Genomic DNA, 19807 nt, shown 5'->3' with positions numbered 1-19807 from the left:
AGGGCCCGACCACGAGACCGAGGACGGCACCGATCACTGCCATGGTGAGAACGCTCACTTCTGCGCCTTTGCCTTCACTGTCGGGACTACTTGAGTGTCTGGGTCAACGTGGACGTGACGGCTCCCCCGGCCACACCGGCAGCTGAACCCCCGGCCGCCCCGATGGCACAGCCGCCGAGCGCGCCGACCGTCGTGCCTCCCGGACCGGCCGCCGATCCGACGATCCCAGCGGTGACGGCCCCGCCGACGCACCCGGTCACGGCACCGCCCACGGCGCCGATGAGGGTGTCGATGCCCAGGTCGGAGAAGCTGAAGAGCCCCGAGGGGTCGGAGCGGTTGACGGGATCGCCTTCGGCGTACAGGTAGAGGTTCTTCTCCTGGCCCGACGGGTCGGGCTGGGTGAAGCGGCCCAGGGCGGGGTCGTAGTAGCGGGCGCCCATCTTGTAGAGGCCGGTGGGGTCGCTGTAGGCGCCGGAGTAGCGGTACGGCTGGGACACCGACTCGGTGGGAGCGGTGCGGGCCGTGCCGGTCGGAGCGTAGGCGTAGGTGTGGGTGCGGGTGCCCGCGCTGTCGACCAGGCCGAGGACGTTGCCGGTGGCGTCGGTGAGGTAGTAGTAGCTCTTCCCGCTCCGGGTCATGGAGTTGAGGGTGCCCTCGGGCTCGCGGACGAAGCCGGTGTCGACCGCTCCGCTGGTGGTGGAGGCGAGGCCGAGCTGGGTGTGGTGGAACCAGGTGTCGCCGAGCTTGGTGCGCTCGTCGTTGGTCGTTCCGGCGTGCTTGCCCTGGTAGGTGGTGCCGCCCGCGGTGATGCCGGCGAGCTGGTTGTAGTCCGTCCAGGACTCACCGGTGCGGGCGTCCGCGCCGACGGGTGCGGCGGCGGTCTCGTTGCCGGCTTTGTCGTAGGACCAGCCGCTGGTGGACCCGGACCTGGAGGTCAGCTCGGAGGCGTCGTCGTAGCCGTAGGTCGGTGTCGCGGGGCAGGTGGCCGCGCTGGTGTCCAGGTGGGTGAGGTTGCCCGCCTTGTCGAAGCAGTAGAGCCAGGACGCGGTGCGCGTGCCGCCGGAGTTGGTCTCCTTGGCGTAGGAGAGGCGGGAGGCGCTGTCGTAGGTGTACGCGGCCTTGGCGCCGGTGGCGTTGTCGGTGCGGGTGTTGATCTTCGTGCCGGGCTTGCCCGCGGCCGTGGTGTAGGTGTAGCCGAGGTCGATGAGCGTGGTGCTGCCGTTGGTGGCCTTGACGGCGGTCGGCTTGCCGTCCTTGTCGAGGGTGACCTTGTGCACCGTGTTGCCGGGGTAGGTCGTCTGGGTGCGCTTGTCGTTGCTGTTGTAGCTGTAGGTGGTGGTGCGCCCGGCGGGGTCCTTCAGAGCGGTGAGACGTCCGGCGGCGTCGTAGGTGTAGTCGCTGGTGCCCATCGGGTCGGTGTAGGTGTCCAGGTCACCGGCCGCGGTGTAGGCCAGGGTGGCCTCCGAGTCGTCCTGGATGGAGCGGAAGATCTCGCGGGAGAGAGTGTCGTACTCGTAGTACGTCTCGCCGGTGGCGTCCTTGCGCCAGGTCTGGTTGCCGTCGTCGTCGTAGGCGTACTGGACGGTGTCGTTGGTCGAGGAGACCTTGGTGACGCGGTCGCGGTCGTCGTAGACGTAGACGGTCTGGATGCCGCGGCCGTCCTTGACGACATCGGGGCGGCCCGCGTAGTCGTACGTGATCGTGGTCCTGCCCTGCGGGGCGGGCGGGGCGATCGTGATCAGGTTGCCCTTGGCGTCGTAGGTGAACGACGTCTTCTTGCCCCGGGCGTCGGTGACCGAGCACTTCTGGCCCTTGAACCCGCCGCAGGTGGGGGAGTCCGGGTTGTAGTCGGTGGAGACGGTGCCCCCGCCGGTGCCGGTCACGGCGACGGACGTCGTGTTGCCGACCGCGTCGTAGGTGTAGTCGGTCTTGCTGTCCTCCGGGCTGGCGTACGTGCCGGGCACGTCCATGCCCGCCTTGGTCAGCCAGCCGGTCAGCTGGGCGGTGGCGCCGGTGGGCAGCTTCTGGGAGATCGGGTTGTTCCGTGCGTCCCAGCCGTAGGTGGTGGTGTTGCCCGGCGTGGAGCCCGACCCCATGGCGTCCACCGCGGTGGTGGCCTGGTGGGCCTGGTAGGTGGTGGTGCGGGAATGGCCGAGCGGGTCGGTGACCTTGGTGACCTCGGCGCCGGCGTTGTGCTCGTACTTGGTGGCGTCGCCCTCGGGATCGGTGACCGTGGTGGTGCCGGCCGCGGTGGCGGAGCCCGCGGTGTAGGCGTAGGTCCAGGTGGGACCGGTGGTGCCGTACACGGTGGCGGCGCGGACCATGGAGGTGACCCGGTTCGCGCTGTCGTAGGTGAAGTGCGTGACCCGGTGCTCCTGGGTGGAGATCGAGGTGATCCGGCCCGAGGAGTCGTAGCCGTAGGTGACGGTGGACAGGTCGGTGTCGGTGACCGTGTGCAGGCGGTCCTGGTCGTCCAGTTCGTAGGAGACCCGGCGTCCGGTGTGGTCGGTGGCGTGCCACCAGCCGCCGCCGTCGTTGGTGACGTCGACCCAGCGCCCGGACCGGGTCTCGGTGATCTTGAACCCGGCGCCCGCGCCGTGCGAGTCGACGCTGATCACCCCGCCGTTGCGGTCGGTGACCTTCGTCAGCGTGCCGGCGGAGGTGTAGGTGTCCTTGGTGCCGGACTTGCGGTCGGTCAGCGTGTAGGTGCCGTCGCCGTTCTTGGCCAGGTCGCGGGAGTAACCGTCCGGGGTGGTGTAGGTGCCGTCGCTCTTCTTGGTGAACGACGCCGCCGCGCCGGTGGAGTCGTACCAGACGACCTCCGAGGCGGACGAGGTGTCCAGGCGCCGCTCGTAGGTGAACCAGGCCCGCTGGGACATCGCCCCGGACGGCGCGTCCAGCGAGTTGTAGGTCCGCGCCAGCTGGAGCTTCTGGCCCACCCCGGCGATGTCGAAGTCGGTGCCGGCGAGCATCAGGTTGCCCGTCGAGTAGTCCACCCGGGCCACCAGCGAGTCGGTGATCCGCGTGTCGGCGATCCGGTGCCAGGGGACGTCGCCCTGCCCCTTCGGCACATACGTCGATGCCACCGCGGCCTGCGGCTCGGCGGCTGCCGACGAGGCGGTCCCGTTCTGCTTGCGGGCGAGCGCCGCGGCACCGGCGGCATCCCGCGCCCGGTCCGTGCGGTCCCGCTCCGCGCGCAGCCAGGCCGCCCGCTCTCCCGACGGCACGGCCGACGCCTCGGTGGCAGGCGCGCGGTTCACCCCCGACCGCACCTGCGGCCGCTCCAGCTTCCGGTCCTGCTTGCCCCAGACGGAACCCGAGGCCGTCCCCGGGCCGTCGGCCGCGGTCGCAGGAAGCGCCGCCACCCCCAGCGCCAGCACCACGGCCGTCGCGGTCAACGTGTGCCGTGCGGTCGTGCGGGCACGCCGACAAGGCGTGCCGAAGGCACGTGAAGACATCAACTTCCCCCCACAGGAAGACGATCCCAGCAGCCCCAGTAGCCACTGGGCTCGCACACGTTGACACAGAATCCACACATGCCGGCGCGGCCATACCCTCAAAGCCGGCCGGCATCCGTCGCGGAATCAGCCACGCCTCTTCGCGGACAAGGCTGTACGAAACGGGCGACAAAAGGTACTTGGCTCATGACTCGTGAGCGAACCGCACCCGCCAAGATGGCCAGATGTTCGAATCCCTTCGCCCGGCCCTGGAGACGAGGCCGGGCGACCGGGCGTCCGGGAAGGACTCAGCTCTTGACCGCCGAGATGTCGAACGTCAGCTTGATCTTGTCGGAGACCAGCACCCCGCCCGTCTCCAGCGCCGCGTTCCACGTCAGGCCCCACTCCGAGCGCTTGATCTCGGCCTTGCCCTCGAAGCCGACGCGCTCGTAGCCGAAGGGGTCCTTGGCGGCGCCGTTGAACTCCAGGTCGATGGTGAGCGGCTTGGTGGTGCCGAGGATGGTGAGGTCGCCGGTGACGCGGTAGTCCTCGCCGCCGGCCGACTCGACCTTCGTGGAGCGGAAGGTCATCGTCGGGAACTCCTCGATCTTGAAGAAGTCCGCACTGCGCAGGTGCCCGTCGCGGTCGGCGTTGCCCGTGTCGATGCTGTCCATCGTCACGTCGAGGGTGGCGGTGGACAGGGCCGGGTTGGCGCCGTCCAGGTGCAGCGCGCCGGTGAAGTCGTTGAAGCTGCCCTTGACGTTGGTGACCATCGCGTGGCGCGCGGTGAAGCCGATCGTGGTGTGGGCCGGGTCGATCGTGTAGTCGCCGGTCAGCGCGGTGAGGTCGGGGGTGGTGGTCATGGCGTCCTCCTGCGGTCGAGTGGGTTTCTGTTTAAGGTTCAACTACTCGAACGGATTCGACTGTAGGGCTATTCCGCCGCTCCTTCAATGGAACCCGCCGATCCCGCCGCATTCACCCGCACGACGACGCGTCCGGCACGGTTCCCCTCGGCGCGCGGGCGTGATAGACGGCATGGGCATGACCTCGCAGCGATCACCGCAGCAGCCCCCGTACCTCCCCCCGCACCGCCCCACCCGCCGCTCCGTCCTGCTGACGGCCGCCCTCGCCGCCACCCTCCCCCCACTCACCGGCACCCCGGCGCACGCCGCCGAAGACCCCTACGACACCCTCCGCCTCCGCTGGCTCGACCTCGCCCTCGGCACCGGCTACGACCCCGCCGCCGAGCCCTACGCCACCCGCCTCGCCGCCACCGGCGCCCAGGCCCGGGAGTTCCGGGCGTCGATGGCGCCGGCCGCCACCTCCCTCTGGCCCGGCCACCCCTTCGACCCGCCGGCCGGCGTCACCTTCAGCTACGGACGGCTGTGGGTGATGGCCCAGGCGTACGTGCAGCAGGGCACCGGGTCCACCGCCGACCCCGCCCTCCTCGCCGACATCCTGCGCGGCCTCGACCACCTCTCCGCCACCGTCTACCACCCCGGCACGACCCCGTACGGCAACTGGTGGGAATGGCAGATCGGCAGCCCCCGCCTGCTCACCGACCTCACCGCCGCCCTGTACGACCACCTCGGCGCCGACCGCGTCGCCGCCGCCTGCGCCGCCGTCGACCACTTCGTGCCCGACTCCGCCCTCGCCGACTACTCCGGCACCTCCACCGGCGCCAACCGCGTCGACCTGTGCCGTTCGGTCGCGATGCGCGGGGTGCTGGGCCGGAACCCGGAGAAGATCGCCCTGGCCCGCGACGCGCTGACGCCGGTCTTCCCGTACGTCACCCAGGGCGACGGCCTCTACGCCGACGGCTCCTTCGTCCAGCACACCTGGATCGCCTACTCGGGCACGTACGGCCAGGTCATGCTGGACGGCCTCGGCCGGCTGTTCACCCTGCTCTCCGGGTCGGAGTGGGAGGTCACCGACCCGGGCCGGCAGGTCATCCTGGACAGCGTCGAGCACGCCTACGCCCCGCTCATCCACGACGGCCTCGTCATGGACGCCGTCAACGGCCGCGCCATCAGCCGGGGTTACCTGCTCAGCGACGACCAGCACGTCATGCGCAGCGACCACTTCCACGGACAGCAGCTCATCGCGGCCGTCGCCGTCCTCGCGGGCGGCGCGAGCGAGGCCGAGCGCACCCGCTGGCACGCCATGATCAAGGGCTGGGTCGAGCGGGACACCGTCAGCCCCATCCTCACGGCACCCCAGTTCGGCACCGCCGACCTCGCCCGCCTGCACGCCATCGCCGACGCCCCCGGCACCCCCGCCGCCCCCGAACCCGTCGGGCACCGCCTCTTCGCCGCCATGGACCGCGCCGTGCACCGGCGTCCCGCCTTCACCGCCTCCCTCGCCATGGCCGGCGACCGCATCGCCCACTACGAGTGCGGCAACGGCGAGAACCCGCGCGGCTGGCACACCGGCGCCGGCCTGCTCTCCTGGTGGCCGAACGGCGCCCCCTCCGACCAGTACACCGACTGGTTCTGGCCCACCGTCGACTGGTACCGCCTGCCCGGCACCACCGTCTCCACCAAGCGCCTGCCCGACCGCGCCGGCGGCGAGTGGGGCGCCCCCAAGCCCGACGTGCGCTGGGTCGGCGGCGTCAGCGACGGCACGTACGCCGCCGTCGGCCAGCATCTCAAAGGGCTCGAATCCACCCTCCAGGCCCGCAAGTCCTGGTTCTTCCTGGACGACGCGGTGGTCTGCATGGGCGCCGGGATCACCTGCACGGACGGGGTCCCCGTCGAGACCGTCGTCGACAACCGCAACCTCGGCGAGGCAGGAACCCAGACCCTCACCCGGGGCCGCGGCTGGACCCACCTCGCGGGCCACGGGGGCTGGCTCACCGGCGACACCGAACCGCGCACCCTCCGCGAGGACCGCACCGGCGCCTGGTCCGACATCAACACCACCTCCACCACCGAGCGCCGCACCCGCCGCTGGCAGACCCTCTGGCTGGACCACGGCACCGACCCCACGGACGCCGGGTACGCGTACACCGTCATGCCCGGCGCCTCCCGCCGAGCCGTCGCCGAGCGCGCCGCCGACCGGCACTGGCTGACCGTCCTCGCCAACGACGCCCGCCGCCAGGCCGTCACCGTCCCCGCGCTCGGCCTCACCGCCGCGAACTTCTGGCAGGCCGGCACCGCGGGACCGCTCACCGCGACGGCGGGAGCGAGCGTGCTGGTCCGCCGCCGGGGGCGTACCGCTACCCTCTGGGTGAGCGAGCCGCCGCGCACCGGACAGCCGCTGGAGATCGTCTGGGACCACCCGGTGCGCCGGGTCCTGCGGGCCGCCGAGGGCGTCGAGGTGCTCGCCACCGGCCGCCGGTTGCGCCTGCGCGTCACTCCAGGGGTGGTATCCGCAGGCCACGAATGTGAGGTGGCTCTCACCTGACGCCTTTGTGTGACCCCTACAAGCCACGGCCCCCCTGAGCAGTCGAAACGGCTGCATCAGGGGAGGGTTCTGTATAGGGCTACCAGGAAAACGGGTCGGAGACTGTACGGAGTCGACGGCTCGCTTTCCTCGGCGGGCTTCGTAGAGTCGCTACATGACCGTTTTGGATGAGGCGCCGGGTGAGCCGACGGACGCGCGCGGGCGAGTGGCCGAACTGCACGGGATCCGTGCGCAGGCCCTGGCCGGACCGGGCGAGAAGGCCACCGCGGCGCAGCACGCCAAGGGCAAGCTGACCGCCCGCGAGCGCATCGAGCTGCTGCTGGACGCGGGCTCCTTCCACGAGGTCGAGCAGCTGCGCCGGCACCGGGCCACCGGGTTCGGCCTGGAGGCGAAGAAGCCGTACACCGACGGTGTCATCACCGGCTGGGGCACGGTGGAGGGCCGCACGGTCTTCGTCTACGCCCACGACTTCCGCATCTTCGGCGGCGCGCTGGGCGAGGCCCACGCCACGAAGATCCACAAGATCATGGACATGGCCATCGCGGCCGGCGCGCCGCTGGTCTCCCTCAACGACGGCGCCGGCGCCCGCATCCAGGAGGGCGTCTCCGCGCTGGCCGGCTACGGCGGCATCTTCCAGCGCAACACCAGGGCCTCCGGCGTCATCCCGCAGATCTCGGTGATGCTCGGCCCGTGCGCGGGCGGCGCGGCCTACAGCCCCGCCCTCACCGACTTCGTGTTCATGGTCCGCGAGACCTCGCAGATGTTCATCACCGGACCCGACGTCGTCAAGGCCGTCACCGGCGAGGAGATCACCCAGAACGGCCTGGGCGGCGCCGACGTGCACGCCGAGACCTCCGGCGTCTGCCACTTCGCCTACGACGACGAGGAGACCTGCCTCGCCGAGGTCCGCTACCTCCTCTGCCTGCTCCCGCAGAACAACCGGGAGAACCCCCCGCGCCAGGAGAGCGACGACCCGGCCGGCCGCCGCTCGGACGTCCTTTTGGACCTGGTCCCCGCCGACGGCAACCGCCCCTACGACATGACCGAGGTCATCGAGGAGATCGTCGACCACGGCGAGTACCTGGAGGTCCACGAGCGCTGGGCCCGCAACATCATCTGCGCGCTCGCCCGCCTGGACGGCCAGGTCGTCGGCATCATCGCCAACCAGCCGCAGGCCCTGGCCGGCGTCCTCGACATCGAGGCCAGCGAGAAGGCCGCCCGCTTCGTGCAGATGTGCGACGCCTTCAACATCCCGATCGTCACCCTCCTGGACGTCCCCGGCTTCCTGCCCGGCGTCGACCAGGAACACGGCGGCATCATCCGCCACGGCGCCAAGCTGCTCTACGCCTACTGCAACGCCACCGTGCCGCGCATCTCGCTGATCCTGCGCAAGGCGTACGGCGGCGCCTACATCGTCATGGACTCCCAGTCCATCGGCGCCGACCTCACCTACGCCTGGCCGACCAACGAGATCGCCGTGATGGGCGCCGAGGGCGCGGCGGGCGTCATCTTCCGCCGGCAGATCGCCGAGGCCGAGGACCCCGAGGCCATGCGGACCCGCATGGTCAAGGAGTACAAGGCCGAGCTGATGCACCCCTACTACGCCGCCGAGCGCGGCCTGGTGGACGACGTGATCGACCCCGCCGAGACCCGCGAGGTCCTCATCGGCTCGCTGGCGATGCTGCACAGCAAGCACGCCGACCTGCCCTCCCGCAAGCACGGCAACCCGCCCCAGTGACCTCTTCCAGGGAGACCCCCGCCATGAGCACACCCGACATCGACATCCGCGTCGAGAAGGGGCACGCGGGCCCCGAGGAGGTCGCGGCCATCACCGCCCTCCTGCTGGCCCGCGCCGCCGCCCGCCCCGCCGAGATCGCCCCGGCCGCCACCGGGCGCGTCCGGGCCGGCTGGCGGCGCCTGGAGCGCGAGCCCGGCTTCCGCGCCCCGCACAGCTGGCGCTGAGGCACGCAGAACACAGCGGAGCCCCGCACCGAACGGTGCGGGGCTCCTGTCGTCCGTGGGCCGGTCCTACCGCAGCCGCGCCATCAGCGCGTGCTCGACCAGCGTGATCAGCGCCGACTTCGCGTCCGCGCGATGCCGGGCGTCGGTGGTGATGATCGGGGTGTCCGGGCCGATCTGCAGTGCCTCGCGGACCTCGTCAGGGTTGTACGGCTGGTTGCCGTCGAAGCCGTTCAGGGCGATGACGAACGGCAGGCCGCTGTTCTCGAAGTAGTCGACGGCCGGGAAGCAGTCGGCGAGCCGCCGGGTGTCGACCAGGACGATCGCGCCGATGGCGCCGCGCACCAGGTCGTCCCACATGAACCAGAAGCGGTCCTGGCCCGGGGTGCCGAACAGGTACAGGATCAGGTCCTGGTCGAGGGTGATGCGGCCGAAGTCCATGGCGACCGTGGTGGTCGTCTTGTCCCCGGTGTGGGTGAGGTCGTCGATGCCCGCCGACGCGGACGTCATCACGGCCTCGGTGCGCAGTGGGTTGATCTCCGAGACGGCGCCGACGAACGTGGTCTTGCCCACGCCGAAGCCGCCGGCCACCACGATCTTCGCGGAAGTGGTGGAACGACTGGGAGTAACCGGCCCTCCGCTAGAGCTTGCGAAGTCCACTGAGCACCCTTTCGAGCAGTGTCACGTCTGGCTGGCCGCCGGCGTTCTCGTCGCCGCCGGGCTGATGGATCGCGACCAGTCCCGCCTCCGCCAAGTCGGCGACGAGGATCCTGGCCACGCCGAGGGGGATCGAGAGCAGGGCCGAGATCTCGGCCACCGACTTGATCTCCCGGCAGAGGTTGCAGATCCGCTGATGCTCGGGCAACTGGCCCTGCATCTGGTGCGGCTGCGCGGTCGTGTGCACCAGCGCCTCGATGGCGAGCTGGTAGCGGGGCCTGGTGCGGCCGCCCGTCATGGCGTACGGACGCACCAGGGGGTTGTTCGACGCCCCGGCGGGCGCCGCCTCGGGGGTGCGGCGCTGCGGCTGCACGGGCTGGATGCGCGGGGCCTGCGGCTGGTCGTACGGCGAAGGGCCGGGGCCCTGCGGCTGGTACGGCTGCCGGTGGTGGGGTACGGAGGGGTAGCCATACCGGTGTCCCGAGCCGTCGTTCTGGCCCTGACCGGGGCCGTACGACCAGTTGCCCGACGACGGACCGCCTGGGGGTGTTGCCACTTCTTCCTCCTCCGACTGTGCCTGGCATCCATCCCTGTGGAGCCGCGTCCCGAAACTTTACGGCTTAAGGACGCCAAAACGCACCGTCTGTCCTCTAGTTGAGAAGGCTCCCCTGGAGCTCGGCCCGCAAGTCCGGGGTCAGGACGGTGCCCGCGCGGTCCACCAGGAGGGCCATCTCGTACCCGATGAGGCCGATGTCCGCCTCCGGGTGGGCGAGAACCGCGAGCGACGAGCCGTCGGAGATGGACATGAGGAACAGGAATCCCCGCTCCATCTCCACAACCGTCTGGTTCACGTGGCCGCCCTCGAAGATGCGCGAGGCACCGGCGGTCAGCGAGGTTAGTCCCGAGGCGACGGCCGCGAGCTGGTCGGCGCGGTCGCGGGGGAAGCCCTCCGACATCGCCAGAAGGAGTCCGTCGGCGGAGACCACCACCGTGTGGGACACCCCCGGGGTGTTGTCCACGAAGTTGGTGATCAACCAGTTCAGGTTCTGTGCCGCCTGGCTCATCGGGCTCACACTAACGCTCCTGGTTGTAGGTGCTGTCAGGACCACGGTGTTCGTTCCTTGTGTCCTGGCCGTTCGATTCACTGCCTGCGTTGCGGCCCTGCTGCACGCCGCGCCGCAGGTTGCTCAGCCGGCCCCGGACGTCCTCCGGGGCACGGGAGACCTGTGGGCCCCCCTGGGGGGTGGTCTCGGCGGCGCCCTCGACCAGGTTGGCCCTGGGCACCCGCCGCGGCAGTCCGGAGGAGGTCACCCCGCCCGCCTTCGGCTTGCGCAGCGCCGAAGCCTGCTGCCAGCGCTCGTCGTTGGCCGACCGCCAGCTCTCGTCGCCGCCCGTCGCCGGCGCGGCCGGCGTGGCCGCCGGGGCCTGCCGGCCGGCCGCCGCCTCGGCCGGGCCGCTCGCGGTGGCTCCGCGGCGGGGGAGACCGGCGTCGGTCAGTCCGTGCCCGAAGCCTACGGGGTCCGGCGCGGGCACGTCAGCGGCCTGCGGGGATTCCGCTTCGGGGGCCTGGGCAGCGTACTGGCCCGGGTAGCCGTTGTGGTAGCCGTCCTGCTGGGGCCAGTCGTCCTGGTGACGCCGCTGCTCGAAGGGCGCGTAGCCGTCCTGAACACCGGCATCGGCCTGCTGCTGGGCGTTGTGGCCCGGCTCCGCGTACGCCGGTTCCGGGTAGCCGCCGCCGTTCGGCGCGTAGTACTGCCCGTCGTACGCCTGCTGCTGCGGGTCCTGGTACGCCTGCTGCTGGTGGTCGGCGTACGGCTGCTGCTGGTCGTAGCCCGTGGCCGGCTGCTCCGGATAGCCGCCGACCTGCCCGTAGGCCGGCTGCTGCCCGCTGAACGGGTCCTCGTAGCCGGGCACCTCGGTGCCGTCGGGGGCCGGGGCGTGCTGCTCGGGCTGCGCCTGGGACTCCAGGGCCGCGCGGCGCTCCTCGCGCATCAGCGAGCGGCCCACCGGGTCGAGGTCGCGGATGTCGTCGGGGACCTCGGGGGTGTAGCGGCTGTCGTCGAAGCCCAGTTCGGCGGCGGTGCGCATCGGCTGGCCGACCTGGGCGAAGTTCTCGCCCCGGAACTCCTGCTCCGGGATGATCTGCGAGACGGTGAACTCGTCGCGCTGCGCCTGCTGCTCGCCGCCACCGCCGTGGGTGATCGCGTCCGGCAGCATGACCAGCGAGGTGGTGCCCGCCTGCTCGCCCGAGGGGCGCAGCTGCACGCGGATGCCGTGCCGGTCGGACAGCCGGCCGACCACGAACAGGCCCATGCGCTGCGAGATCGCGGCGTCCACGGTCGGCGGGTTGGCCAGCTTGTGGTTGATGTCCGCGAAGTCCTCGGCGGTCAGGCCGATGCCCTTGTCGTGGATCTCGACCATCACACGGCCGTCGGGCAGCCGGGTCGCGGTGACGCGGACCTTGGTCTGCGGGGAGGAGAAGGTGGTGGCGTTCTCGAGGAGCTCGGCCAGCAGGTGCACGAGGTCGGTCACCGCGCGGCCGTGGATCTCGGCCTCGGGGACGCCGGACAGCTCGATGCGCTCGTACTGCTCCACCTCGGAGGAGGCGGCGCGCAGCACGTCCACCAGCGGGACCGGCTGGTCCCAGCGGCGCCCTGGCTCCTCGCCGGCGAGGACCAGCAGGTTCTCGCCGTTGCGGCGCATGCGGGTGGCCAGGTGGTCCAGGCGGAAGAGGTTCTCCAGCTGGTCCGGGTCGGCCTCGTTGTTCTCCAGGTCGGTGATCAGGCTCAGCTGGCCCTCGATCAGCGACTGGTTGCGGCGCGAGAGGTTGGTGAAGATCGCGTTGATGTTGCCCCGCAGCAGCGCCTGCTCGGCGGCGAGCCGGACGGCCTCGCGGTGTACCTGGTCGAAGGCGCGGGCGACCTCGCCGATCTCGTCGGTGGAGGCGATCGGGATCGGCGCCACCTTGGTGTCGACCCGGCCCGGGTCGGTGCGCGAGAGCTGGTCGACCAGCATCGGCAGCCGCTGCTCGGCGATGCCGAAGGCGGCGTTGCGCAGCTGGCGCATGGAGCGGCTCATCTGGCGGGCCACCATGCCGGCCAGCACGAAGGCGGCGAGCAGCGCGAGGACCACCGCGGCACCGGTGATGTAGGCGTCCTGCTCGGCGTCGTCGGCGATGCCGGCGGCCTCGTCCACGGCCCGGTCGGCCATGTCCGTCTCGATGCCCTGGTACGCGTCGAACTTGAGGGTGTTGACCGCCCACCAGTTCTCCGGCGTGATGCCCTGCCGGGCCAGCGCGGCGCGCGCGCTCGGGTCCGTGGAGTCCAGCTGGGCCAGCTCCGTGACCATCGTGGTCGGGTTCGAGGGCGGCGGCACGTAGTCCGGGTCCTTGCCCGCGGCCTCCTTGGCCGCCGCGGCGCCGTCGTCGCGCATCTTCTCCTGCGCGTCCTGCAGCGTGCGCGCGTCCCCCGCGGTGCCGCCGCCGAGGTACTCCTGGGTGGCGATGCCCTCCAGGTAGGCGTACGAGGACAGGGCGACGCGCTGGCTGGCCAGGTGGCCGGGCTCCGGGCCCGGCTTGACCAGCATGTGCATGCCGATGGAACGTTCCAGCGAGAGCGCCGACTTCATCAGCGAGATCGCGTAGACGGTGCGGCCGTAGGAGGTCACGTTGCCGGTGCCGAGACCCAGCTCGTTGGCGAACTCCATCAGCGGGTGGGCGACGCCGGTGTAGCCCTCCTCGGTCTCCACGCCCTTGAGCTTGGAGGTGTAGGCGGCCACGCGCAGCGTCTGGAGCTTGGGCTCGACCTGGCGGAACTGCTTGAGCCGGCGCTCCAGGCCGTCCTTGGCCGGCATCTGCGCGGCGGCGGCGTCGAAGGCGTCGGCGGCCTTGTCGGTGGCCTGGCGGGCCTGCACGACGCCGGAGTCCTTCTGGCCCTTGCCGCTCAGCAGCGGGGCGGCGGAGACGTCGCGCTCGGTGTAGAGGGCGTTGGCATAGCCGAGCGAGGCGCGCACCAGGCGCGCGGTGCTCTCGGCGTCCTCGGCGTCCTGCCAGGTGTCGACCGAGCTCTTCACCTGGAAGCCGCCCATGACGAGGCCGACGAGGACCGGGATGAGCAGAATGGCGTTGAGCCGGGTGGGCACCCGCCAGTTGCGCGGGGAGAGACGGCCGCCCGAAGGGGCGGGGGCCGGGGCTTCCTCGGCGGGCGCGGGGGCGGGCGCCGCCGCTGCGCGCGGCGGCGGGGTGAAGTTGCCCCGGGCCGATGGCTCGGGACTGTTCTTGCTTCGCCTCACTCGACCAACAACCTCTCGGCGGACGGCACCTCGACGCGTGCCGCTGTGTCTCAGAGCCCGGTTCGCCGTCGCATACGTCCTACTGGTGAGTACGTCTTCGACCATCGGGCAGTTCTGGCATTCCAGCACGGCTGCCTGCGCTCTTCCAAACAGTGGGACGCGGCGGAGCGGACACGTGTAAGGGTGAGATAAAACGGTCAAACGGCGCGAGCGGCGGCAAAAGGCGGGCCCCTCGTGCGCGCAGCGGCACCGGCCGACAGCGACGCGTGGCGGTACCGCTGGATTCCTTGTGCAGAAACGTTATGAACAGCGGAGCCGACCGTGTCCAAGGACACAGCCGGCTGCCGCGGGGGTTACGACAACTGCCGTACGACCCTGTCGACTTGACCTTGATCCACCAGGGCGTTCAGCGCAGCCGGGCCATCAGGGCGTGCTCGACCAGGGTGATCAGGGCGCTCTTGGCGTCCGCGCGGTGCCGGGCGTCGGTGGTGATGATCGGGGTGTCCGGGCCGATCTGGAGCGCCTCGCGCACCTCGTCGGGGGAGTAGGGCTGCTGGCCGTCGAAGCCGTTGAGCGCCACGACGAACGGCAGCCCGCTGTTCTCGAAGTAGTCCACCGCCGGGAAGCAGTCCGCGAGCCGGCGGGTGTCGCAGAGCACGACCGCGCCGATGGCGCCGCGCACCAGGTCGTCCCACATGAACCAGAAGCGGTCCTGCCCGGGCGTGCCGAACAGGTAGAGGATCAGGTCCTGGTCCAGGGTGATGCGGCCGAAGTCCATGGCGACCGTGGTGGTCGTCTTGTCCCCGGTGTGCGTGAGGTCGTCGATCCCGGCGCTGGCCGAGGTCATCACGGCCTCGGTGCGCAGCGGGTTGATCTCGGAGACGGCGCCGACGAACGTGGTCTTGCCCACGCCGAAGCCGCCCGCCACCACGATCTTCGCGGAGGTGGTCGCCCGACCTCCGTCAGAGCTTGCGAAGTCCACTGAGCACCCTTTCGAGCAGTGTCACGTCCGGTGCACCGCCGTTGTTCTCGTCGCCGCCCGGCTGGTGCACCGCGACGAGCCCGGCCTCGGCGAGGTCCGCGACCAGGATCCGGGCCACGCCCAGCGGCATGGCGAGCAGGGCGGAGACCTCCGCCACCGACTTCACCTCGCGGCACAGGTGGCAGATGCGCTGGTGCTCGGGGAGCAGCCCCATCAGCGCGGCCGGGTCGGCCGTCGTGCTGATCAGCGCCTCGATGGCGAGCTGGTAGCGCGGCCGGGTCCGGCCGCCGGTCATCGCGTACGGACGTACCAGCGGCTGGTCGCCCTCGTCCTCGTACGGCTCCGCGTACGGATCGGATGAGGCGGTGGGCGGGGTCATGGGTCCTCCGGGCGGGACAGCAGGTCGGTCAGAAGTGCCGTCGTGTGTGGCCGGTGGGGGTCTTGTGGCGGCCGGACGGTGATCTGGTGAGACGGGTGGTGCCGGGGCCGATCAGTGGAGCAGACTTCCTTGCAGTTCGGCGCGCAGGTCGGGCGTGAGCACCGCGCCCGCGCGGTCGACGAGGAGCGCCATCTCGTAGCCCACCAGGCCGATGTCGCACTCGGGGTGGGCGAGCACGGCCAGCGACGAGCCGTCGGAGACGGACATGAGGAAGAGGAAGCCGCGCTCCATCTCCACCACCGTCTGCGCCACGTCGCCGCCCTCGAAGATGCGTGAGGCGCCCGCGGTCAGCGAGGTCAGCCCCGAGGCGACCGCCGCGAGCTGGTCGGCGCGGTCGCGCGGGAACCCCTCCGACATCGCCAGGAGAAGGCCGTCCGCGGACACGACGACGGTGTGGGACACCCCCGGGGTGTTGTCCACGAAGTTCGTGATCAACCAGTTGAGGTTCTGTGCCGCCTGGCTCATCGGGCTCAACTAACGCTCCTGCTGGTGAGTGGGCCGCGGGTAGCTGCCGGTCTGGTTGGTACCGGCCTGACGGCCCTGTGCGATTCCCCGACGGAGATTGGTCAGCCGGCCGCGCACGTCGTCGGGCGCGCGCGAGACCTGCGGACCGCTCTGGTGCTCCTGCTGCTGGGCCGTGCCCGGGACCAGGTTGGCCCGGGGGACCCGGCGCGGCAGGCCGGAGGTGGTGATGCCGCCCGCGGCCGGCTGGCGGACCCGCTCCGCCTGCCGTACGAGGTCGTCGTTGGGCGAGCTGCGCCAGCCGGAGCCGGCGGGCGGCTCGGGGGCCGCCGGGGTCTGGGGCGCCGGGGTCCGGCGCGCCGGGGAGCCGTGGTCCGCCTGCGGCTGGTCCGGTCGCGGCTGGTCCGATCGCGGCTGGGCGGGCGCCGGTGCCTGGGCCTCGGCGCGCAGGCGGTCCCGGCGCTCGCCGTGGAACCAGTTCGTCTCCAGCGTGTCGTACAGCGGCGTGCGTCCGTCACCGGGGCCGGTGGCCGGGGGCAGCGCCCAGTTGTCGTCCGGGCGCTGGGCCTGGGCCGGCTCCTGGTGCGCCGGGCGCTGCTGCGGGACGGCGAAGCCGTTGCCGTTGCTGTGGCCGTGGTACTGCGGTCCCGGCTGGGAGGCCGGGGCCGGCTGGGGGCGCTCGAACTGGCCGGTGGCGGACGGGTCCTGGCGGCCGGGCAGGCCGGGGTGGCCCGGGGCGCCGCCGAAGTGCGCGGGCCCGCCGGGCCGGCCGGGCTGACCCTGCTGACCGTTCTGCTGCGGCTGCCGGCCCTGCTGGCCCGGTGCTCCTGCCTGGCCCGCCTGTCCGAAGACGTCGGAGCGGACGAAGGATCCGTTGCCCTGCTGCGGGGCGTACCGGCCCGGGCCCTGCGCGGCGTCCTGGCCGAGGGCCGGGGCGCCGAAGTCCGGACGGGGGAACTCCGAGGTGGCCGCGGGACCCTGGGGCTCGCCGAGCCGCGGGACCACCGGCAGCTCGGACGTCGAGCCCGGACCGTGGCGCTCGTCGCCCCGCGGGGCGAAGCCGCCGGGCTCCTCGTGCCCGCGCGGGCCGTCCAGCGAGGCGCGCCCCACCGAGGGCTGCGCGTTCTCGTCGCTCCAGCTCGGCACCCGCGGCTGCTGCGCCTGCGTGGGCTGCGGGGCCGGTCGGCCGCCGCCGGGCAGCTCGGCCCGGGCACCGCCGCGCGGCGGCAGCTGCGGACGCCGGCCACCCGGTGCGGTGTTGCCGCCGGCGCCGTCCTGCCGGCCGCGCTGCGGGGGCGCCGGGGTCCGGCCGCCGCCGAAGGCGTCCTGGCCCGGTGCCTGGCCCTGAGCCTGACCGCGCGTCCGCCCCTGCGGGGCGTTCATGCCCGCGGCCTGGAGGCCCTGCGGGGCGCCGGCCGGGGCCGGGCGGTCCTGCCGGGTGGGGGCGCCGGGCGACTGGGGGCCGCGCGGGGCGCCGGGGGCGTCCGGGCGACCGCCGGCCTCCCGGCCGGGCAGCGCGGGGCGCGGACCCTGGCCGGCGCCGAGCAGGCCACCGCCCTGACCGCCGCCCGCGCCGAAGGCGCCGCCGCCGAGCGGACCGCCGGTGAGGGCGCCGCCGTTCTGGCCGCCGTTGCCGCCCCGCCGGGCCGCCGCCGCCTGCGCGGCGGCCGGACCGCCGGTGCCGACGGCCGGCTGGCCGGGCTTGGGCTGCGGCTTGCGGCCGCCCTGGGCCACGTCGACCGGCAGCATGACCAGCGCGGTCGTGCCGCCGGAGTCCGACGGGCGGAGCTGGATGCGGATGCCGTGGCGCTGCGAGAGGCGGCCGACCACGAACAGGCCCATGCGCCGGGAGACCGACACGTCCACGGTGGGCGGCGAGGCGAGCCGCTCGTTGATCGCCGCGAGGTCCTCGGGGGAGAGGCCGATGCCGGTGTCGTGGATCTCGATCAGCACCCGCCCGTCGGGCAGCGCGTGACCGGTGACCTTGACCTTGGTCTGCGGCGAGGAGAAGGAGGTCGCGTTCTCCAGCAGCTCGGCGAGCAGGTGCACGAGGTCGTTGACGACCCGGCCGGCCACCTCGGTGGTCGGCACCGAGGCCAGCTCGATGCGCTCGTACTGCTCCACCTCGGAGGCGGCGGCGCGGAGCACGTCGACCAGCGGGACCGGGCGGGTCCAGCGCCGGCCGGGCTCCTCACCGGCGAGGACGAGGAGGTTCTCGCCGTTGCGGCGCATGCGGGTGGCGAGGTGGTCGAGCTTGAACAGCGAGGACAGCTGGTCCGGGTCGGCCTCGCGGGACTCCAGTTCGGAGATGAGCGAGAGCTGGCGCTGGATCAGGCCCTGGGAGCGGCGCGAGAGGTTGGTGAACATCGCGTTGACGTTGCCGCGGAGCAGGGCCTGCTCGGCGGCGAGGCGGACCGCCTCGCGGTGCACGTCGTCGAAGGCCGCGGCCACCCGGCCGATCTCGTCCCGGGAGTGCACACCGACCGACTCCACGGAGGTGTCGACGTCCTGCGGGTCGGTCTCGGAGAGCTGCTTGACCAGCTCGGGCAGCCGATCCTGGGCGACCTTGGTGGCCGTCTCCTCCAGGCGCCGCAGCGAGCGGATCATGGACCGGGCGACGACGAACGCGCCGACCAGCGAGACGCCGAGCACCAGCAGGATCAGCACACCGGAGATGATGGCTTCCTGCTCGGACTCGGAGCGCAGCTCGCGGGCCTTCTGCTCCATGTCCTCAAGGAGCGTCAGCTCGATGTTCTTCATCTGCTGGATCTTGGTGGAGGAGTCGTCCAGCCAGTCCTGGTAGGACCGCTTCCCCACCTCGGACAGACCGTCCGCGCTGTCGATGGCCCGCGCCGCGTACTTGTCGGACGCCTCGATCGTCGGGTTGCCCTCGGAGATCGGCTTGAGCAGGTCCTCGGCCCCGTCGCCGTAGATGCTGCTGAAGCTGCGGGTCTCGGAGGTCTGGCTCTGCAGGGCGGACTGCGCGTACAGCCGGTCGTTGTCCGAGAGGCGGCCCGGCGAGGTGGTGTTCGCGGGCAGCGCCGCCGCGATGACCGCACGCTGGATGGAGGCGTACTCCTTGGCCGAGGAGAACGCCGCCAGCGCGCGGGTGCGCTGGATCATGTCGGGGTTGCTGGTCGCCTCCGCCATGTCCTGGGAGAGGTCGAGCAGGTGGGTGATCAGGCGGTGGTACGCCTCGACCGTCTGGGTCGAGTTGTCCTCGGCCTGGTAGGCGCCGGCCCGGATCTTCTCCAGGCCGTTGAGGTCGCCGGCGAGGCCGACGAGGCTGTCGCGGACGCCGACCAGGTTGCCTTCCTTGCTGGCGGCGTCGATGGCCTCGGAGCTGTCCAGGAAGTTCTTCCGGGCCCGGTCCGTGCGGTCCCGGTCGCCCTTGATGGCGATCGCGCTGGTCTTGGACTTGTGCGCCAGCGGTCCCGCGGACTTGTCGCGCTCCTCCTGGAGCGCGGCGGCCAGCTCGGTGGCCTGCTTCGTCATCTCGGTCAGCAGCTTCATGTTGTCGAGCTGCTGGATGTCGTCGAGCGACTGGTTGATGCGGATGGCGCCCAGCGAGGTCGCCGCGACCACGGGCAGCGCCAGCAGGGAGATCAGGCGGGTGGAGATCCGCCAGTTGCGCAGGGCTATGCGCGGGCCCGGCCCGGGGGAGCCCTTCGCGGGCTTCGGGGCCGGCGGCTCCTCGGCGCCGGGCGCGCCGGCACCCGCTCCGGGACGCCCGGCGCGGTCGCCGCCGTCGCCGGACGGGGTCTGGCCCGCGGCCTGGGCGTGCTGGGGCGAGGAGCTGCCTGACCTCGGGCCAGTCCCGCCTTGCGGCTCCGGCTCCGCCGAAGCGCTGCCATCCCTCTTGAAACGTCCCTGCACTAGCGTCGCAACCTCTGGACCAGGCACCCGTCCGCGTGAGCGGCAGGGCACGGTGTCGGCGTCATGGGAGCGCCCTGAATTCGCCCCCGTGGTGGTCGTGAGTGACCGGCGCTCGTTTCCCCGTCACGCCTTGGTCCGTGAGATTCCAGCACAGTGCCGGATCTCCAACAAGGCCCGTGGGCCACGCCGTGACCTACGTGACAGCACGTGAGGAGCGGGTCACCAGACGTGGAAGATGATCACGAGTAAAAGGGGCATAAGCCTGCGATTCGCCGACCCCGGGGGAGTGTCCCAGTCGCC

13 protein-coding genes are annotated in these 19807 nt (G+C 71.9%); 3 read left to right on the top strand and 10 right to left on the bottom strand.

Going from position 1 to position 19807, the window contains the following annotated elements; genetic code table 11:
• Window positions 1–86: 86 nt before the first annotated feature.
• The gene (locus tag ACGFZL_RS19490; protein ID WP_393693348.1) at window positions 87–2996 is read right to left on the bottom strand and encodes an RHS repeat-associated core domain-containing protein; all 2910 of its coding nucleotides are present in this window, start codon (window positions 2994–2996) and stop codon (window positions 87–89) included.
• A 749-nt stretch (window positions 2997–3745) separates the two neighbouring features.
• A complete protein-coding gene (locus tag ACGFZL_RS19485; protein ID WP_393693167.1) occupies window positions 3746–4300 on the bottom strand; it encodes a YceI family protein in 555 nt (184 codons plus the stop codon).
• 172 nt (window positions 4301–4472) lie between these two features.
• Here ACGFZL_RS19485 and ACGFZL_RS19480 point away from each other — a divergent pair, with 172 nt between their 5' ends.
• From ACGFZL_RS19480 to ACGFZL_RS19470, 3 genes are all read left to right on the top strand, one after another.
• Window positions 4473–6842: a polysaccharide lyase 8 family protein gene (locus ACGFZL_RS19480; RefSeq protein WP_393693165.1), complete on the top strand. Its 2370-nt coding sequence runs from the start codon at window positions 4473–4475 to the stop codon at window positions 6840–6842.
• Window positions 6843–6996: 154 nt separating this feature from the next.
• Window positions 6997–8580 (top strand): acyl-CoA carboxylase subunit beta, encoded by a 1584-nt coding sequence (locus ACGFZL_RS19475; protein ID WP_393693163.1) that lies wholly within the window; start codon window positions 6997–6999, stop codon window positions 8578–8580.
• Window positions 8581–8603: 23 nt separating this feature from the next.
• Entirely contained in the window at window positions 8604–8804 is a 201-nt protein-coding gene (locus ACGFZL_RS19470) for an acyl-CoA carboxylase epsilon subunit (protein WP_355175335.1), read from the top strand.
• A 66-nt stretch (window positions 8805–8870) separates the two neighbouring features.
• Here ACGFZL_RS19470 and ACGFZL_RS19465 read toward each other — a convergent pair whose 3' ends face one another.
• The 8 genes from ACGFZL_RS19465 to ACGFZL_RS19430 form a co-directional block, all read right to left on the bottom strand.
• Window positions 8871–9461: an ATP/GTP-binding protein gene (locus ACGFZL_RS19465; protein ID WP_393693161.1), complete on the bottom strand. Its 591-nt coding sequence runs from the start codon at window positions 9459–9461 to the stop codon at window positions 8871–8873.
• Window positions 9442–10014 (bottom strand): DUF742 domain-containing protein, encoded by a 573-nt coding sequence (locus ACGFZL_RS19460; protein WP_393693159.1) that lies wholly within the window; start codon window positions 10012–10014, stop codon window positions 9442–9444. The genes ACGFZL_RS19465 and ACGFZL_RS19460 overlap by 20 nt, the downstream gene beginning before the upstream one ends.
• A 94-nt stretch (window positions 10015–10108) precedes the next feature.
• Entirely contained in the window at window positions 10109–10522 is a 414-nt protein-coding gene (locus ACGFZL_RS19455) for a roadblock/LC7 domain-containing protein (protein ID WP_037625176.1), read from the bottom strand.
• Window positions 10523–10532: 10 nt separating this feature from the next.
• The gene (locus tag ACGFZL_RS19450) at window positions 10533–13748 is read right to left on the bottom strand and encodes a nitrate- and nitrite sensing domain-containing protein (RefSeq protein WP_393693157.1); all 3216 of its coding nucleotides are present in this window, start codon (window positions 13746–13748) and stop codon (window positions 10533–10535) included.
• A gap of 406 nt (window positions 13749–14154) precedes the next feature.
• Window positions 14155–14730, bottom strand: a complete 576-nt coding sequence (locus ACGFZL_RS19445) for an ATP/GTP-binding protein (RefSeq protein ID WP_355175327.1) — start codon at window positions 14728–14730, stop codon at window positions 14155–14157.
• Window positions 14711–15109 carry a DUF742 domain-containing protein gene (locus ACGFZL_RS19440; protein ID WP_355175325.1) on the bottom strand — a complete coding sequence of 133 codons (399 nt, stop codon included), beginning with the start codon at window positions 15107–15109 and terminating at the stop codon, window positions 14711–14713. The genes ACGFZL_RS19445 and ACGFZL_RS19440 overlap by 20 nt, the downstream gene beginning before the upstream one ends.
• A gap of 111 nt (window positions 15110–15220) precedes the next feature.
• Window positions 15221–15634, bottom strand: coding sequence for a roadblock/LC7 domain-containing protein (locus tag ACGFZL_RS19435; RefSeq protein WP_005479910.1), 414 nt, complete (start codon window positions 15632–15634; stop codon window positions 15221–15223).
• A 9-nt stretch (window positions 15635–15643) separates the two neighbouring features.
• Window positions 15644–19507 carry a nitrate- and nitrite sensing domain-containing protein gene (locus ACGFZL_RS19430; protein ID WP_393693154.1) on the bottom strand — a complete coding sequence of 1288 codons (3864 nt, stop codon included), beginning with the start codon at window positions 19505–19507 and terminating at the stop codon, window positions 15644–15646.
• Between the last annotated feature and the right edge of the window lie 300 nt (window positions 19508–19807).

It is taken from the genome of Streptomyces sp. NPDC048182, assembly GCF_043202555.1.
In the GTDB taxonomy this organism is placed as follows: domain Bacteria; phylum Actinomycetota; class Actinomycetes; order Streptomycetales; family Streptomycetaceae; genus Streptomyces.
The sequence above is the reverse complement of the archived record's forward strand: the minus strand, read 5'-3'. Positions and strand labels throughout refer to the sequence as shown.

Bases quoted from the DNA above. Each gene is read 5' to 3' on its own strand.
- ACGFZL_RS19470 (WP_355175335.1), top strand. From the start codon at position 8,604: ATGAGCACACCCGACATCGACATCCGCGTCGAGAAGGGGCACGCGGGC.
- ACGFZL_RS19475 (WP_393693163.1), top strand. From the start codon at position 6,997: ATGACCGTTTTGGATGAGGCGCCGGGTGAGCCGACGGACGCGCGCGGG.
- ACGFZL_RS19455 (WP_037625176.1), bottom strand. From the start codon at position 10,522: ATGAGCCAGGCGGCACAGAACCTGAACTGGTTGATCACCAACTTCGTG.
- ACGFZL_RS19485 (WP_393693167.1), bottom strand. From the start codon at position 4,300: ATGACCACCACCCCCGACCTCACCGCGCTGACCGGCGACTACACGATC.
- ACGFZL_RS19440 (WP_355175325.1), bottom strand. From the start codon at position 15,109: ATGACCCCGCCCACCGCCTCATCCGATCCGTACGCGGAGCCGTACGAG.
- ACGFZL_RS19435 (WP_005479910.1), bottom strand. From the start codon at position 15,634: ATGAGCCAGGCGGCACAGAACCTCAACTGGTTGATCACGAACTTCGTG.
- ACGFZL_RS19480 (WP_393693165.1), top strand. From the start codon at position 4,473: ATGGGCATGACCTCGCAGCGATCACCGCAGCAGCCCCCGTACCTCCCC.